The sequence below is a fragment of the Labrys sp. HAY1-8F genome (genome assembly GCF_056754975.1).
In genome coordinates this window covers 4534671-4551494 of the sequence record NZ_JBPGWZ010000002.1, presented here as the reverse complement: position 1 = coordinate 4551494, position 16824 = coordinate 4534671, and the positions used below count along the sequence as shown (strand labels likewise).

Here is a 16824-nt window from a genome sequence, read left to right as displayed (position 1 = left end):
CGCCAAGCCGACGGTATCCCTCCTGTCGGGACGATCCGTTTCAAGGAATGTCCGCAGATGGCGGTACCGCTCTATTCTTGATGTGTACGCTTCTTCCGGCACCGGCCGCAAAGTAAGATCCTCGAACTCCTTGCTCGCGGCCAGTCATTCATCCTAGCTGAAACCCTTTCGTCTACAAGCCCCTCGCACTCATACAGAAGCCTTAGGCTTCTACAGCAAGGAAGGACGATAAGATCAGGCCCGCACCTCGGCGACCCCCATCATTCCCAGTTGCTCATGTTCCAGGATATGGCAGTGATACATGCGCAGGCCCGGCTGGTCCTGTCGCACCAGCAGACGCACTGTTTGGCCCCTCGCGACATTGATCGTATCCTTCCAGGCGCGATAGGGCGCCTTGCTCACCCGGCCGTCCCGCTCGGTCTCCACCAGTTGGAACTGCGTGCCGTGAAGATGGAAGGGGTGATCCATGTCGGCGAGATTGGCGATCTCCCACAATTCGGTCTGCCCCGCTTTGGTGACGACATCGACACGGCCCATGTCGAAGGCGGCGCCGTTGATGAGAAAGCCCATCTTCATGCCCCCCTCCCCCATCGACATGGTTTCGGTGAACTCGAGGCGGCGCGTGGCGACGGGCAGGCCGAGATCGGCAATGCGGCGAAGCCTGGCGGGCAGAGGCGGGGCCGGCTCGGCCCGTTCCTGCGTGACTTCGATGGTCATCAGCTCAGCAGCGGTATCGGGACGTCCGGGGCCCATCCAGCCGCGATCGACATCCTCGGTCCGCAGCACCACCCGTCCCGGCTGCTCGAAGGCGACGATGACCTCCGCCCTCTCGGCGGGAACCAGGTCGATGGCGCGAAGGCCGGTCACCGGCGCTTCCAGCAGGCCGCCATCGCTGCCGATCAGCGTTATCGCCGCCGTGCCGAAGGTGAGGCGCAGGAAGCGCGCATTGGTGGCATTGAACAGGCGGAAACGGCGCCGGCTGCCGGCCGGCAGCGTCAGGACGGGCTTCTTCTGGCCGTTGACCAGGACATGGTCGCCGACCCGCCCGTTCATCAGGTCCGCCATGGTGTTGGCCGGGATCGAACCGTCCGCCGCCAGCCTCAGATCGGTGAAGAACAGCGGCGTGTCGCCATAGGCGGCCGGGATCGGATCCTGGCGGGGCTTGATGATAAAGGCCCCTGCGAGACCGAGATAGACCTGCTCGGCCGTACGGCCGTGGGGGTGGGGATGATACCAATAGCTGCCGGCGCTGCCTTCCGGCAGTTCGAAGGCGTAGAGCCGATCGGCGCCGGATACCACTGGGTCCATGGGATTGCCGTCCTGCTCCACTGGCACCGGCATGCCGTGCCAGTGGATGGTGGTCTCCTCGCCGGGCAGGCGATTGGCAAAGCGGATGGCGACCTTGTCGCCCTCGGTCACTTCGATCAGGGGACCGGGCGTCTCGCCTTCATAGGCGAGGATAGGTGTGTCGATCCCCTCGGCAAAACGGACGATGGCGGGCTTGGCCGTGAGTTCAGCCTCGAAACGGCCCGGTTCGCTGGCCTGGTTGGCGAGACGAGGCAGGTCGCGTAGCGGGGCTCCTTCAGGCAGCGTGGGCAAAGGCCCCGGAGCCGCCATCTTTCCGTCCCCATGCGACATGCCCGGCATGTCCATGCCATGCTTGGAATGGTCCTGCATCTGCGCCGCGGCCGGGCCTGAAATCACCAGGGCCGCAACGCCCGAGAGCAGAAATTCACGTCTGTCCATAGTTCCAATCCTTATTCAGAGCTGGCGTGCGCGCAGGCGGAGCGCATTGGTGATGACGCTGACGGAGGAGAGCGCCATGGCGGCCGCGGCGATGATGGGCGACAGCAGGATGCCGAAGAAGGGGTAGAGCACCCCGGCGGCAACCGGTACGCCGGCTGCGTTGTAGACGAAGGCGAGGAAGAGATTCTGGCGGATATTGGTCATGGTGGCCTGCGACAGCCGCCTTGCCCGCACGATGCCCATGAGATCGCCCTTGACCAGGGTGACGCCGGCACTTTCGATCGCGACATCCGTGCCCGCGCCCATGGCGATGCCGACATCGGCCGCTGCCAAGGCCGGCGCATCGTTGACGCCGTCACCGGCCATGGCCACCACCTTGCCCTCGCGCTTGAAGGCCTCGACCAGCGCGCTCTTGCGTTCGGGCAGGACCTCGGCCTCGACGGCATCGATGCCGAGCCGGCGGGCGATGGCTTCGGCGGTAACGCGGTTGTCCCCGGTGACCATCACGACATGGATGCCCTCCTCACGCAGGGCGGCCAGGGCAGCCGGCGTGGTTTCCTTGACCGGATCGGCAATGGCGAGCAGGCCGGCGAGACGCCCGTCGACAGCGGCGAAGATTACCGTCGCACCGTCGTGGCGCAGCCGGTCGGCTTCCGCCGCCAGGGCGACCGCAACGCCCTCCTGCGCCATGAAGGCCGCATTGCCGAGAAGAACCAGCCGGCCTTCGACCGTCCCCCTCGCACCCTTGCCCGTGGGTGAATCGAAATCCACAACCGCGGACAAGGCGAGGCCCTTCGCCTCCGCCGCCGCGACCACGGCCCGGGCGAGGGGATGTTCGGAGGCGCGCTCCACGCTGGCCGCCAGCCGCAGCAGCTCGTCCTCGCCAAAGCCTTCGGCGGGCCAGATAGCGGTAAGGGTTGGGTGCCCTTCGGTGAGCGTACCCGTCTTGTCGACCACCAGGGTGTCGACCTTTTCCAACCGCTCCAGCGCTTCGGCGTTCCGGATCAGCACACCGAGACCGGCTCCCTTGCCGACGCCGACCATGATCGACATCGGCGTCGCCAATCCCAGGGCACAGGGACAGGCGATGATCAGCACCGTGACCGCCGCGACCAAGCCATAGGCGAAGCGAGGCTCGGGGCCGAACACGGCCCAGGCGGCAAAGGCCGCCGCCGCGACCAGGATGACCAGGGGTACGAACCAGCCGGCCACCTGGTCGGCCAGGCGCTGGATCGGAGCACGCGAACGCTGCGCCTGCGACACCATCTGCACGATCTGGGCCAGCATGGTGTCGCCCTCGACCTCGTCGGCGCGGATGACCAAAGCGCCGGTCTGGTTGAGCGTACCGCCGATGACGCTGTCGCCAACGGCCTTGCTCACCGGCATGGATTCGCCGGTCACCAAGGCCTCGTCGAGCGAGGAGCGACCCTCCAGCACACTGCCGTCCACCGGCACCTTCTCGCCGGGACGGATACGCAGATTGTCGCCGACCGCCACCTTGTCGAGCGTGATCTCCTCTTCCGAGCCATCCGGCCGGATGAGCGTCGCCGTCTTCGGCGCGAGGTTGAGCAAAGCCCGGATCGCCCCCGAGGTATGTTCGCGGGCCCTGAGTTCGAGCACCTGGCCGAGCAGCACGAGCACGGTGATCACCGCGGCCGCCTCGAAATAGACGGCCACGCTGCCATCGTCGCCACGGAAGGCTTCGGGGAACAGGCCGGGCGCCAGCACCGCCACCAGGCTGTAGACCCAGGCAATGCCGGTGCCCATGGCGATCAGGGTGAACATGTTGAGGTTGCGGCGCAGGATGGACTGCCAGCCGCGCACGAAGAAGGGCCAGCCGCCCCACAGCACCACGATACTGGCCAAGACGAGCTGGATCCAGGCCGATCCGGCCGGCGGCACCAGATGATGCAGCGCGGGGACGAGATGAGAGCCCATCTCCAGGACGAAGACGGGCAAGGCCAGCACCAGGCTCACCCAGAAGCGCCGCGTCATATCCGTGAGTTCGGGATTGGGGCCGGCTTCGGCCGTGACTTGGAGAGGCTCGAGCGCCATGCCGCAGATCGGGCAGGATCCAGGTCCTTGCTGCCGGATCTCAGGATGCATCGGACAGGTATAGATCGTGCCCGCCGGCGCGGTCGGCTTGGGTTTGCGCTCGCCAAGATAGCGTCCCGGCTCCGCCTCGAATTTCGACTTGCAGCCGGCCGAACAGAAATAATAGGGACGCTCCTCATGCTGGAGCGAATGCCTGGCGGTTGCCGGATCGACCTCCATGCCGCAGACCGGATCCTTCACGCCGGCATGAGCGTGGTGGTGATCGTGATGATGGTGATGGTCGTTCATCAGCCCGTCCCATGCTTCTCAGTCGATTCCCGCTGGTCTCCCAGCTTTCTGAGACTGGGCGTAAGGCTTGACATCATGGGAAGGTCAAGCCTCTTGCGAGGCAAGGCGGGCAATTTATTTGGCTTGGGAAAGAAACCCCTGCGATCAGCCTACCGCACGTACATGCACAGGCTGCAATTCGTCGAGGTCGCTCACGCCCAGCATGGCCATGTTGCGCGCAATTTCCGCCTGGAGGAGGCCGAAGGCGTGACGAATGCCGCCCTCGCTCCCCACGGCGGCGGCGAACAGGAAAGGACGCCCGACGAAGACGAAGTCGGCCCCGAGTGCCAAGGCCTTCAGGACATCCGTGCCACGGCGGAAGCCGCCATCGATCAACACGGCCATCTCGCCAGCCGCCGAAACGGCCTCGGCCAGGACCGTCATGGGGGCGATGGCCGTATCGAGCTGGCGCCCGCCATGATTGGAGATCCAGACGCCATCAACCCCTTTGTCACGCGCGATGGCAACGTCTTCGGGTGCGAGGATGCCCTTCACCACCAGCTTGCCACGCCACAATTGCCGGATGAGATCGAGATGGCTCCAGTCGAGGCCGTCGCGTGCGCCGATGTCGCGCACGGCGTTGCGGGACAGCAGGGTCGGGCCGCGAAAGGCGTCCATGTTCTCGAAGCGCGGCATGCCGTCGGCCAGGGTGCGGGCGAAGGTTCCCAGCGACCAGGACGGATGGGTAATGCCATCCCAGAACAATCTCAGGCTCGGCTTCAGGGGCGTCGAGAAGCCCGTGCGGGCGTTGTTCTCGCGATTGGCGGCGACCGGCACGTCGGCTGTGAGCACGAGCGTCTCAAAGCCCGCGGCGGCCACGCGCGCCACCATGCGGCTGATGCGTTCGGGCTCGCCCGGCAGATAGGTCTGGAACCAGCGCGCCCGACCCTCCTCGGCCAACCGCTCCAACGGGATCAGCGAGGTGGCGCTGGCCACCATCAGGGCGTTCTCGGCAGCCGCGGCCTTGGCGAGGGCCAAGTCGCCCTCGAAAGTCGCCAGGCCCGACAGCCCCATGGGCGCAATGCCGACCGGAAGGGCATAGGCCTGGCCGAACAGGGAATGGCGCGTCGAACGCGCCCTGGTATCGACGAGCACGCGTGGCACCAGCCCGAGGGCGGCCAGCGCCCGGCTGTTGCCGGCATGCGCGGCGTTCGTCTCGGCGGCACCGGCATAATAGCCATAGATCTGGCGCGGCAGATGCCGGCGGGCTGCCGGTTCGAAATCCGCAAGCGCGAGGAAGCGCCGTAGTGACGGCGGTACGTTGGTTTCGATGCGTCGGGCGGTGACCACCGTTCGGGAATTCGAATTGTCCGGCACTCTTCCTGCTCTTCTCCAGCCTACCCCATTTCCGCATCGTTAGCCCCTTATCCCTTGGCGCAAGCAGGGGCGTCTCGTCAATCAAGGTCGAGGATCAGATCGTCCAATGAATCAAGTATACCGTACAGTGAGTGTACAGGCCGGTCATTCGGGTGAATCGTCCCCGCCATCTATTGAGCTCCCTCGAGAAACGGGATGAAGCGGCGGCGTCGGGAACGCGATCGCCCTCTCCCGAGGAGATGGAAATGGCCCTGTCCGATCCGATCAAAGCCAGGCCCGTATTCAGTCGCCAGACACTGCTGATCCTGTCCGCTGCCGTCATCCTGAGCGCGGCCATGGGCATCCGGCAGACCTTCGGGCTTTTCGTCGAGCCTTTCTCGATGGACCGGGGCCTTCCCGTCACCCTGATCGCCTTTGCCATCGCCATCCACAACCTAGTCTGGGGCGCGGCGCAGCCTTTTGCCGGCGCTGCGGCCGACCGCTACGGCTCGGCACCGGTCGTGGCATTCGGCGCCGCCATGTTCGCCTTGGGCCTCGGCATTGCCGCCATGGCACCCTCAGGGATCATGCTCATCCTCGGTCTCGGCGTCCTGGTCGGCATCGGCATCAGTTGCACGGCCTTCGGTGTCGTTCTGACCGCGGTCGGCCGCAGGACCTCGCCCGAAAAGCGCAGCATGGCCATGGGCATCGCCAGCGCCGGCGGCTCGTTCGGCCAGGTCGCGATGGTGCCCCTGGCGCAGATCGTCTCGGAGCATTCGGGCCTGTCCACCGCCCTCATCGTCTTGGCGCTGGTCATGCTGGCCGCGGCGCCTTTCGGCCTGTTTCTGGATGGCCGGCCAAGGCTGGCCGCGGTCAAAAAGGAAGAGGCAGCCCTGCCGCTGAAAGCCGCGCTGGAACAGGCTCTCGGCCATCGCGGCTATTGCCTTCTCACCCTCGGCTTCTTCACCTGTGGCTTCCAGCTCGCCTTCATCGCCACCCATCTGCCGGGTTATCTTTCGCTCTGCCACATGCCCGCCGGTACCAGCGCGAAGGCCCTCGCTTTGATCGGCCTGTTCAACATGGCGGGAAGCTGGGCCTGCGGCTGGCTCGGTGGCCGCTATCGGCAGCAACATGTGCTCGGCTGGCTCTATCTGATCCGGGGTGTCACCATCGCCGCCTTCTTCCTGGCGCCGAAGTCGGACATATCAGTCGCCCTGTTCGCGGCCGTGATGGGCCTGACCTGGCTCGGCACGGTTCCCCTCACCAGCGGTCTCGTCGCCAAGGTCTTCGGCGTACGCCATCTCGGCACCTTGTTCGGCATCTGCTTTCTCAGCCACCAGATCGGCTCGTTTCTCGGCGCCTGGCTCGGTGGCCTGACTTTCGACCTCACCGGTTCCTACACGCTGGTGTGGTGGGCGACCGCCCTTGCCAGTCTGATGGCAGCGGCGCTGCATTTCCCGATCAACGACACGCCGCAGACGGCGATGGCCTCGGGACGGGCGTGAGGCGGCCCGGGAGGTTTCCTCAATCCCGCGCGAAATTGGCCCGCTCGGCCCGCACGCGGGCCGTGATGTGGTCGGCGACAGCGGCGACGCGGCGGGTGTTGTGCGTGTCGGGGTGGGAAACCAGCCAATAGCTGCGGGTGAAGCGCGTGCCCGGCAGCAGACGCTTCAGCTCGGGATATTGCCGGGCGGCATAATCGTGCAGGATACCGATGCCGTGGCCGGCCCGCACAGCCTCCATCTGGGCGACCACGCTGCCGCATTCGAAACGCCGGCGCATCAGCCTGCCCAGCGTCTCGGCATAGTCCAGCGCCCGGCTGTAGACAAGGTCGTCGACATGGGTGACGAAGAGGTGGCCAGCCAAATCCTCTTCGCAGGTGATGGGGGCGGTCTCTTCGAGATAGCGCCTGGAAGCATAGACGCTGAGCGTATAGTCGGTCAGCTTCTTGACCATCAGCCGCCCCTGCACCGGGCGGTCCAGCGTCACCACGATATCGGCCTCGCGCCGTGACAGCGAAAAGGTTCGCGGCAGCGGCACCAATTGCACCACCAGTTCCGGGTGGCGGGCGGCCAAGGCGCCCAGTTCATGTGACAGGAAGTAATTGCCGAGCCCGTCCGGCGCGCCGACACGCACCGTGCCGCTGATCTCCGCCGTGGTGCCGGAAACCAGGGAACCGACGCGCAGGAATTCGGATTCGGCCTTCTCCGCCGCGACCAGTAGGGCCTCTCCGGCCGGTGTCAGCGTACAGCCCTGGGTCTGGCGCTCGACCAGCCGCGCCCCGAACGTCTCCTCGAGCGCCGTAAGCTGGCGGCCGACAGTGGCATGGTTGAGCCCGAGTTGCCGCGCTGCGCCGAGCAATTGGCCGCTGCGCGCCACCGCCAGGAAGATGCGGACGTGATCCCAGTTCATGACGGGCTCCTGTTCCGGATGCACGGGCATCCTGCCCGTTCTTCCGATCCTGCGAGCTCGACGTTTCCAAAAACGGGCAGGATGTCCGTGCACCCGGGAAGATCATTCGCCAATCACTTTAATTTCTGCACATCGGAAGTGCAATCCTTCTCATTGCTGTGCGAACGGATCAACTGCATAGATCGCGCCGAAAGCCGCCCGATCGACGGACGGAGCGACAGGAGGAAGAGGATGACGCGCGAGATCTCCCATTTCATCAGCGGCAAGCTGGTCGCCGGCCGCAGCGGCCGCAAGGCCGCGGTCTACAATCCCGCCACCGGCGAGGCTGCGGCCGAAGTCGCCCTCGCTTCGGTTGCCGAAGTGCGCGAGGCCTCCGCCGCCGCCAAGGCCGCCGCCCCCGGCTGGGCCGCTACCACGCCGCTGCGCCGCGCCCGCATCCTCAACAAGTTCCTGCACATCCTGGAAGAACGCACCGACGAGCTCGCCGCCGCGATCACGGCCGAGCATGGCAAGGTGCTCTCCGATGCCAAGGGCGAGATCCAGCGCGGCATGGAAGTGGTGGAGTTTGCCACCTCCGCGCCCCAGCTCCTCAAGGGCGAAGTGACGGAAAATGTCGGCACGCGCGTCGACAGCCATTCCCTGCGCCAGCCGCTCGGCGTCGTTGCCGGCATCACGCCGTTCAACTTCCCCGCCATGGTGCCGATGTGGATGTTCCCGGTGGCGCTGGCCTGCGGCAACTGCTTCATCCTCAAGCCTTCCGAGCGCGACCCGTCCGCTTCGCTCCTCCTGGCGCAATGGCTCAAGGAGGCCGGCCTGCCGGACGGCGTCTTCAATGTGGTCCAGGGCGACAAGGAAGCCGTCGACGCCATCCTCGCCGATCCCGACATCTCGGCCGTCAGCTTCGTCGGCTCTACACCGATCGCCCGCTACATCTATGAAACCGCCTCGCACAACGGCAAGCGCTGCCAGGCACTGGGCGGTGCCAAGAACCACATGATCGTCATGCCCGATGCCGATATGGACCAGGCCGTCGACGCCCTGATGGGCGCGGCCTATGGCTCGGCCGGCGAGCGCTGCATGGCGATCTCGGTTGCGGTGCCGATCGGCGAAGCCACCGCCGAGGCGCTGCTCGCCAAGCTCGAACCCCGCGTGCGCGCCCTCAAGATCGGTCCCGGCACCGATCCGGAAGCCGAAATGGGTCCGCTCGTCACCAAGCAGCATCTCGACAAGGTGCGCGGCTATATCGACACCGGCGTCGCCGAAGGCGCCAAGCTGGTGGTGGACGGGCGTGGCTTCGCCATGCAGGGCTACGAGAACGGCTATTATCTCGGCGGTACCCTGTTCGATGGCGTCACCACCGACATGACGATCTACAAGGAAGAGATCTTCGGCCCGGTGCTCGCAGTGGCCCGCGCACCCGACTATGCCACCGCTGCCCGCATGATCAACGAGCATGAATTCGGCAACGGCACCGCGATCTTCACCCGCGACGGCGACGCCGCCCGCGAATTCGCCCATCAGATCCAGGTGGGCATGGTCGGCATCAACGTGCCGATCCCGGTGCCGATGGCGTTCCACTCCTTCGGCGGCTGGAAGTCCTCGCTGTTCGGTGACCATCACATGCACGGCGCCGAGGGCGTGCGCTTCTACACCAAGCTCAAGACCATCACGAGCCGCTGGCCCACCGGTATCCGCGCCGGCGCCGACTTCGTGATGCCGACGATGAAGTAAGCGACCCATCGAACGAAGAACGCCGCCGGAGAGAGATCCCGGCGGCGTTTTCATTCCATGCGGCTCCGACATGGATCTATATCGTCAATTGACAAATAGAACAAATTAAGAACTTTTCTGCATGATGATTCGGAGCTAGGTTGCTCTGGAAATCAGGATCGGAGTTTGAGACGTGAAAATCGCAGGACTGTTCGCTGGTATTGGTGGCCTCGAACAAGGCCTTGCGAAAGCAGGACATGAGAGCTGCTTTCTTTGTGAAATCTGGGAGCCCGCGAGAGCCGTTCTAGCCGACAAAATGCCTGACGTTCCTTGTGAACGTGACGTTAGCGATCTCATAAGCCTTCCTGCGGATATCGATCTCCTAGTTGGTGGATTCCCATGCCAGGATCTCAGCCAAGCAGGACGGACCAAAGGTATTTCCGGTACTCGATCGAGCTTGGTTGGTCATATCTTTCGTCTCATAGATCGACAGCCTGTACCGTGGGTCGTGTTGGAGAATGTGTCATTCATGCTTCAACTCGACAAAGGCAACGCCATGCGATTTCTGGTCGAGGCATTCGAGGAAAGAGGATATCGCTGGGCTTATCGAGTGGTAAACAGCCTCGCCTTTCTTCCGCAACGCAGAGAGCGGGTGTTGTTCGTTGCGACGACGACAGATGTAGATCCCGCGTCGGTGCTTCTTACCGATGAGGCCGAACCCATTTTGGCGGAGACCAATCTGGAGAAACGTGCGCATGGTTTTTATTGGACGGAGGGCGTTCGCGGCCTTGGATGGGCTGCCGACGCCATCCCTACGCTCAAGAATGGCTCGACAGTAGGTATTGCTTCCCCGCCGGCAATACTTTTGCCTTCAGGAAGTATTCTCACTCCCGACATTCGTGACGCCGAGAGACTTCAAGGGTTTCCAGAGGATTGGACCAAGGCTGCAGAGAGAGTTTCTCGAGCATCGTTGCGTTGGTCTCTTGTCGGCAACGCAGTCTCTGTTCCTGTTGCCGAGTGGTTAGGCGCCCGTCTCATTGAACCTGGCACTTACGACACCGACAGAGATGGGGACCTTCCAGCAAATGGCCGATGGCCAAAAGCAGCTAGATTTGATGGCCAACATCGGCATTCAGTGGCCATTGGAGCCTATCCTCATTGGCAGGCTCGACTGCCTTTGACCGAGTTCCTTCGCCACCCTGGGAAACCATTGTCCGCTCGAGCTACGCGTGGCTTCCTTTCGAGAACAGAGCGTGCGACTTTGCGCTTCGCGGAAGGCTTCCAAGATCGATTGCGAAATCATTTAGACAGAATGGAGCTCTCGTCGAAAATGGACGACCACGACCTTCTTGTTGCTGCCGAATGATCACATTCAACGCACGTCCTGAAACGTCCGCTCGAATGGCGAGAATTAGGCAAAAAGATACAAAAGCTGAGAATCTTGTTGCTATTTCCCTGCGCAATCTGGGCCTGCATTTTCGGAAAAATGTAAAGCGGTTGCCTGGCAGTCCCGATTTCGCCAACGCCTCCAAACGCTGGGCCGTATTCGTCAATGGTTGCTTCTGGCATCATCACAATCACACTGGTTGCCGCAAAGCTACAGTACCAAAGTCGAATACCGAGTTCTGGGCAGAGAAATTCCGCGCCAATCGTAAGCGCGACGCCTCAGCCATTCGGCGACTTCGAAGCAGCGGTTACAAAATTGCCGTTATTTGGGAATGTCAATCTGAATGCACTCAAGAGAAGCTAAGCAAGATCCTTGAACCGCGTAGCATAAAGACTCGATAGGCGCGCTATCATCGTCTCGTAGTGATGGATGTCACCCTTCTGGGGTGCGGGAGGCTCTTCCATGAGATTGACAGGCGAGCCATCGTTCGACATGTCGACCACGACGATAGAAAGTGCGTCATATCCCGTATCTCCGGGCTTTGAACGTCTCGGCAGTTGCTTGATTTTATCGACGGCAAGCTGAGCATCACGTGGTTGTTTGTGCTGGCTCCAGTCTGGATCGCTCACGCGGTTCTTCTTGTTCAAATCGGGACTAAGATACCGGTCTGCGACGTTCACCATCGCAAATCCTACGGCGATCGCCTGATCATTCCCTCCATGAACAGTGAGGTGGGAGGAGTTGAGCTCGTCATAAAGCCGGGGAAGAGCACGTTGATGAGCCGTCATGCACGCTTTGGCCTCAAGCGCCATAATTACCGAACCGACAGGAGCTCTCTGCAGAGGGGGTAAACCATCGAGTAACGCCCGCTCGCCATCGCTCAGGACGATGTCATAGTTTTTTGCCAAGCCTACAAGCTTTTCGCCAGTTGGTATCCCGCCAGGCGTGCATAGAACCAAATCGAGATTCTTCTTACGATCGTGTACGAAATCTCGCATTTCGTGATTGATCCCGAAGCAAATAACGCCTGCTTCCACGTGCCTACGCAACAGAGGCGTTGTAGTGAGAAGGTCAAAAATAACGCCCCAACAGGCAACCTTAGAATGATGGTCGCTGCGAGAATGATACTGCCACGGATTTCCATATCGATCCTTTCGCAAACTGGTCGATAAGGTTCGTACTAAAATCTCCGGCCCATACATTCGCATGCTCGAACTTTCAGGAGCTCTAAGAAGTAGACATCGGCATTTACCGATTTGATCTAACTTGGATGGTTTGCAACCGCACTCCTAGTGAAGTCAATGGGGGTCAACCACGATTGCTTCGAATTAAATCGAGCCTTTCAAGATATGATCTATTGCACGAGATCAATGTCTGCCAGTACGGAAACGCCGCCGGAAATGCTCCAGCGGCGCTCTTCTTGGGGTGGACAGAAATTATCCTCTCATCCCATCAGGGACGATGCACGGTCTTCACCTCGAGGAAGTCCTCCAGGCCGAAGATGCCGCCTTCGCGGCCATTGCCGGACTGCTTGTAGCCGCCGAACGGGCTGCCATAGCGATGCGGCCCGCCATTGATGTGCACCATGCCGGCGCGCAGCCTGGCCGCCACCCGCTCGGCCCGCTTGTCGTCACCCGTCTGCAGATAGGCGGCAAGGCCGTAATTGGTATCGTTGGCCAGCTCGATCGCCTGCTCCTCGGTGTCGAAGGGGATGATCGACAGTACCGGGCCGAAGATCTCCTCGCGGGCGATGCGCATGTTCGGATCGACATTGGCGAAGATGGTCGGCTTGACGAAATAGCCCTTTTCATAGCCTTCCGGCTTGCCGGGACCGCCGATCAGCACCCGCGCGCCTTCGGCGACGCCGGCTTCGATCAGAGCCTGTACGCGGCCGAACTGGATATCGCTGACCAGCGGGCCGATATGCTCGCCTTCCTGCTTGGGATCGCCGACGGCCTGCGTCCTGCCGGTGCGCTCGGCGATCTCGACGACCTTATCGTAGACCGAGCGCTGCACCAGCATGCGCGTCGGGGCATCGCAGGACTGGCCGGAGTTGTTGAAGCATTCCAGCACACTGCCGGCAACGCGATCCTCGAGGTCGGCATCCTCGAAGATGATGTTGGGCGACTTGCCGCCGAGCTCGAGCGTGACGCGCTTGACGGTCTCGGCCGCATCCTTGCTGACGGCGATGCCGGCGCGGGTCGAGCCGGTGAAGGACATCATGTCGATATCCTTGTGCTTGGAGAGGGCAGCGCCGACCGAGGGGCCGTCGCCGTTCACAAGGTTGAACACGCCGGCGGGGAAGCCGGCTTCCTCGACCATTTCGGCATAGAGCAGCGCATTGAGGGGGGTGAACTCGCTCGGCTTGAGCACGCAGGTGCTGCCGGTGGCGAGCGCGGGCACCACCTTGAGCGCGATCTGGTTGATCGGCCAGTTCCAGGGGGTGATCAGGCCGCAGACGCCAATCGGCTCCCGCAGCACCACGTCGCCATTGGGCAGGGTGTCACGGGCCTTGAGATGACGCAGCGCGTCGATGAAGCCCTGCAAATGGCCCACGCCCACATCGGCCTGCTGGGCCCGGCTCATCGAAATCGGCGCGCCGAGTTCGAGCGTGATGGTCTGCGCCATCTCCTCATAGCGGCGCTTGTAGACTTCGAGCAGCTTTTCCAGGAGCGCCAGGCGTTCCTCGACGCTGGTGCGCGAATAGGTGGCGAAGGCTTTCTTGGCGGCGGCGACAGCCTTGTCGACATCGGCGGGCGTGCCCATGGAGATCACGGCGACCGCCTGCTCGGTGGCCGGATCCAGCACCTGCAGATCGTTGGGAACGACGGGATCGACCCATTTGCCGTCGATGTAGAATTTGCGCTTGTCGAGCATCTCTCACTCCCTCATTGCGGAGGCTGTCGCCGGCCTCTCGTGATTTCGTCAGACTTACACTGCTCTGCGCCGCCAATCCACGGGGACGGCCATCTTGTCGCAGGCGTGGGCCTACCCTCCCCTTCCAGGGGAGGGTAGAAAATCGCCCCCGGTCACAGGCCGAATTTGTCCCTCAAGCCGTACCACCAGGCGCCGAGCACGGTCAGCGGCACCCGGAAGGTCTTGCCACCCGGGAAGGGGTAGTAGGGCAGGCTGCTCCAGACATCGAAACGCTCGGCCTGGCCGGCCACCGCCTCGCCCAGGATCTTGCCGAGCAGATGGGTGGTGGTCACGCCATGGCCACTGTCGCCATGCGAGAAATAGATCGACGGCGACAGGCGCCCGACATGAGGGATACGCGTCAGGGTCAGCGCGAAATTGCCGCTCCAGGCATAGTCGAAGCGGATATTGGCAAGCTGCGGGAAGGTCCTGGCAAGGCTCGGCCGGATCTTGGCTTCGATGCTGGCCGGATCGCCGCCGCCATAGACGATGCCGCCGCCGAAAAGCAGGCGGTTGTCGGCGGTGCGGCGGTAATAGTCGAGGATGTAGTTCATGTCCTCAACGCAATAATTGGCCGGCAGCAAATCACGGATCACCGCCTCGTCCAGCGGCTCGGTGGCGACGACCTGGCTGGAGACCGGCATCATCTTGCCGCCGATCTCGGGCAGGAGATTGCCGATATAGGCATTGCCGCAGACGAGGAGATAGGTGCAGGTCACCGCTCCATGCCGAGTGCGCACCACCGGCCTGGCCCCCTGCTCGACCGAGACGACCGGCGAGTGCTCGAAAATGCGTCCGCCATGCCGCTCGACCGCAGCCGCCTCGCCCAGCACCAGGCTGAGCGGGTGGATGTGACCGCCCTTGTGGTCGACCAGGCCGCCGACATAGCGATCCGATTTTACGATGGCCGGCAGGCCAGCTCGGTCGATCCGCTCAAGGCCGCCATGGCCATGGCTCTCCCAGATGCGCTGCTGATCGTCGAGTTCGCGCAACTGCTTGTCGGTGAAGGCGGCGAAGAAGCCGCCCGGCACCAGGTCGCAATCGATGTCGTAGGAAGCGATGCGGCCACGGATGATATCGGCGCCCTCCCCGGCCATGGCGCCGAGCGCCTTGGCCGCCTGGTGGCCATATCGCTTTTCGATCACGTCGAGGTCACGGCTATAGCCGTTGACGATCTGGCCGCCATTGCGCCCGGACGCGCCGAAGCCGATGCGGACGGCTTCCAGCACCACCACGCTGTAGCCTCGCTCGGCCAGTTCCAGCGCCGCGGAAATGCCGGTGAAGCCGGCGCCGATGACGCAGATATCGGCGCTCAGATGCTCATTCAGCCTGGGGCGCTCGAAGGCGCCCTTGGCCGTCGCAGCATAGTAGGATGGCGCATGGCCAGCGTTGGACGACGGGGGCTGCGCAGCGGTGAACTCGACGGTGGACATGGCAGGCATACCTCAACAGACCGGTCGCCGCGCAGTCAGGCCAAACCAGGGGTTTAGCCTGGGGCCGCAGCCGGGATCTCGGTGGAACGGATGGCGGTCAGACGATTTCGAGATAGGCGGCGAATTCGTAGTCAGTGACCTGTTCGGTGAAGCCGGCGATCTCCTGGCGCTTGCAGGCGATCAGCATGGAGCGCAGCACGGGGTCGAAAATCTCGGCGGCGATCTCGCCTGCCTCGAAGGCATCGACCGCCTGTCCCCATTCCGAGGGGATCTTGGCCGAGGCACTCGGCAGATGGGCGCGCCCGACGATGGGCTCGGGCGGGGTCCATTGCTTGCGGATGCCGATCAGGGCAGCGCCAAGTATGGCGGCGACCACCAGATAGGGATTGGCATCAGCCCCGGCGACCCGGTGTTCGATGCGCCGCGCCGCCGGGCTGCCGCCGGGGATGCGGACCGCGGCGGTGCGGTTCTCATAGCCCCAGGCGATCGTGGTCGGGGCGTGGGTATCGGGCCGCAGGCGGCGATAGGAATTGAAATGCGGCGCGAACAATAGCGTGGTCTCGGCCATACCGCGCAGCAAGCCGGCGACTGCATGCCGCAGGATCGGCGAGCCTTCCTTGCTGCCGTCGTCGAAGACGTTGCGCCCCTCGGCGTCGAGGAGGCTGAAATGCACATGCATGCCGTTGCCCGAGCGCATGCCATAGGGCTTGGCCATGAAGGTCGCAGCCAGACCATGCTTGCGGGCAACGCCCTTGACGATGCGCTTGAAGAACACGGCGTCGTCGGCCGCCTTCAAGGGATCGTCGCTGTGCAAGAGGTTGATCTCGAACTGGCCGATGCCGTTCTCGGCAACAGCGGCGTCCGCCGCCACGTTCTGGCGCGCACATTCAGCATAGACGTCGGAAATGAACTCGCCGAAATCGTTGAGCTCGTCGATGGAGAGAATGGCGTCCGAATCGAGCCGCTTGCCGGTGTAGGGCGAGATCGGCGGCACTGCGCTGTCCGGCTCCGGATCGATCAGATAGAATTCCATCTCCGTCGCCACCACGGGACGCAGGCCGAGCTTCTGGTATTCGCGCACCACGGCAGCGAGGGCCTGGCGCGGATCGGCGAGAAAAGGCTCGCCATTCTCCAGGAAGAGCCAGAGCGGCACCATGGCGCTCGGCCGTGACGTCCAGTTCACCGGCAGGATGCCGCGTCCGGTCGCCCCGCAGATGCCATCCATGTCGCCGCTGGCGAATACCTGCTCACTGCCGATGATATCCTCGCCCCAGACGTCGACGCCGACGATTGACAGGGGCATGCGGATACCCCCGCCCAGCACCTTCTCGGCCTGCCTGACCGGCACGCGCTTGCCACGCATGATGCCGTTGAGATCGCAGACCACGGCCTGAATGCTCTCGATCGGACTGTCCTCCTTGAGCAGGTCTGCCAAGGTGTCCCGATCGATGCTTTCGGACGTCATCATGCGCACTCCATTTTGTGATCACATTATTAGGTATGTGACATCATATCTGACTGGAAGCAAGCCCGACTTCGCGA

The 16824-nt window shown here is 63.3% G+C and carries 12 protein-coding genes; 4 read left to right on the top strand and 8 right to left on the bottom strand.

Annotated features, from left to right (window positions below):
* Positions 1 to 234: 234 nt before the first annotated feature.
* From ACR9ZN_RS30010 to ACR9ZN_RS30000, 3 genes are all read right to left on the bottom strand, one after another.
* Entirely contained in the window at positions 235 to 1746 is a 1512-nt protein-coding gene (locus ACR9ZN_RS30010; RefSeq protein ID WP_481273948.1) for a multicopper oxidase family protein, read from the bottom strand.
* Between the two features lie 15 nt (positions 1747 to 1761).
* On the bottom strand, positions 1762 to 4089 hold the full coding sequence (locus tag ACR9ZN_RS30005; protein ID WP_481273947.1) for a heavy metal translocating P-type ATPase: 2328 nt from the start codon (positions 4087 to 4089) through the stop codon (positions 1762 to 1764).
* A gap of 144 nt (positions 4090 to 4233) precedes the next feature.
* Positions 4234 to 5445, bottom strand: coding sequence for an alpha-hydroxy acid oxidase (locus ACR9ZN_RS30000; protein ID WP_481273946.1), 1212 nt, complete (start codon positions 5443 to 5445; stop codon positions 4234 to 4236).
* Positions 5446 to 5690: 245 nt separating this feature from the next.
* Between ACR9ZN_RS30000 and ACR9ZN_RS29995 the strand changes: the two genes are divergently transcribed.
* Positions 5691 to 6929 (top strand): MFS transporter, encoded by a 1239-nt coding sequence (locus ACR9ZN_RS29995; RefSeq protein ID WP_481273945.1) that lies wholly within the window; start codon positions 5691 to 5693, stop codon positions 6927 to 6929.
* Between the two features lie 19 nt (positions 6930 to 6948).
* Here ACR9ZN_RS29995 and ACR9ZN_RS29990 read toward each other — a convergent pair whose 3' ends face one another.
* Complete coding sequence (locus tag ACR9ZN_RS29990; protein WP_481273944.1) at positions 6949 to 7836, bottom strand: LysR family transcriptional regulator; 888 nt, start codon at positions 7834 to 7836, stop codon at positions 6949 to 6951.
* Positions 7837 to 8067: 231 nt separating this feature from the next.
* Between ACR9ZN_RS29990 and ACR9ZN_RS29985 the strand changes: the two genes are divergently transcribed.
* The 3 genes from ACR9ZN_RS29985 (at position 8068) to ACR9ZN_RS29975 (ending at position 11334) form a co-directional block, all read left to right on the top strand.
* Positions 8068 to 9567: a CoA-acylating methylmalonate-semialdehyde dehydrogenase gene (locus ACR9ZN_RS29985; RefSeq protein WP_481273943.1), complete on the top strand. Its 1500-nt coding sequence runs from the start codon at positions 8068 to 8070 to the stop codon at positions 9565 to 9567.
* A 172-nt stretch (positions 9568 to 9739) separates the two neighbouring features.
* Positions 9740 to 10912, top strand: a complete 1173-nt coding sequence (locus tag ACR9ZN_RS29980) for a DNA cytosine methyltransferase (protein WP_481273942.1) — start codon at positions 9740 to 9742, stop codon at positions 10910 to 10912.
* Positions 10909 to 11334 (top strand): very short patch repair endonuclease, encoded by a 426-nt coding sequence (locus ACR9ZN_RS29975; protein ID WP_481273941.1) that lies wholly within the window; start codon positions 10909 to 10911, stop codon positions 11332 to 11334. Before ACR9ZN_RS29980 ends, ACR9ZN_RS29975 begins: the two co-directional genes overlap by 4 nt.
* On the opposite strand, the gene ACR9ZN_RS29970 is transcribed toward ACR9ZN_RS29975, so the two are convergent.
* The 4 genes from ACR9ZN_RS29970 to ACR9ZN_RS29955 form a co-directional block, all read right to left on the bottom strand.
* Positions 11293 to 11970: a hypothetical protein gene (locus ACR9ZN_RS29970; RefSeq protein WP_481273940.1), complete on the bottom strand. Its 678-nt coding sequence runs from the start codon at positions 11968 to 11970 to the stop codon at positions 11293 to 11295. The genes ACR9ZN_RS29975 and ACR9ZN_RS29970 overlap by 42 nt on opposite strands.
* 415 nt (positions 11971 to 12385) lie before the next feature.
* Entirely contained in the window at positions 12386 to 13810 is a 1425-nt protein-coding gene (locus ACR9ZN_RS29965; protein ID WP_481273939.1) for an aldehyde dehydrogenase family protein, read from the bottom strand.
* Positions 13811 to 13962: 152 nt separating this feature from the next.
* On the bottom strand, positions 13963 to 15282 hold the full coding sequence (locus ACR9ZN_RS29960) for an NAD(P)/FAD-dependent oxidoreductase (protein ID WP_454812991.1): 1320 nt from the start codon (positions 15280 to 15282) through the stop codon (positions 13963 to 13965).
* A 97-nt stretch (positions 15283 to 15379) separates the two neighbouring features.
* Complete coding sequence (locus ACR9ZN_RS29955) at positions 15380 to 16747, bottom strand: glutamine synthetase family protein (RefSeq protein WP_434959593.1); 1368 nt, start codon at positions 16745 to 16747, stop codon at positions 15380 to 15382.
* Between the last annotated feature and the right edge of the window lie 77 nt (positions 16748 to 16824).

Coding starts and splice junctions, on each gene's coding strand:
- ACR9ZN_RS29975 (WP_481273941.1), top strand. CDS start 10,909: ATGATCACATTCAACGCACGTCCTGAAACGTCCGCTCGAATGGCGAGA.
- ACR9ZN_RS29960 (WP_454812991.1), bottom strand. CDS start 15,282: ATGTCCACCGTCGAGTTCACCGCTGCGCAGCCCCCGTCGTCCAACGCT.
- ACR9ZN_RS29990 (WP_481273944.1), bottom strand. CDS start 7,836: ATGAACTGGGATCACGTCCGCATCTTCCTGGCGGTGGCGCGCAGCGGC.
- ACR9ZN_RS30010 (WP_481273948.1), bottom strand. CDS start 1,746: ATGGACAGACGTGAATTTCTGCTCTCGGGCGTTGCGGCCCTGGTGATT.
- ACR9ZN_RS29985 (WP_481273943.1), top strand. CDS start 8,068: ATGACGCGCGAGATCTCCCATTTCATCAGCGGCAAGCTGGTCGCCGGC.
- ACR9ZN_RS29955 (WP_434959593.1), bottom strand. CDS start 16,747: ATGACGTCCGAAAGCATCGATCGGGACACCTTGGCAGACCTGCTCAAG.
- ACR9ZN_RS29965 (WP_481273939.1), bottom strand. CDS start 13,810: ATGCTCGACAAGCGCAAATTCTACATCGACGGCAAATGGGTCGATCCC.
- ACR9ZN_RS30005 (WP_481273947.1), bottom strand. CDS start 4,089: ATGAACGACCATCACCATCATCACGATCACCACCACGCTCATGCCGGC.
- ACR9ZN_RS29995 (WP_481273945.1), top strand. CDS start 5,691: ATGGCCCTGTCCGATCCGATCAAAGCCAGGCCCGTATTCAGTCGCCAG.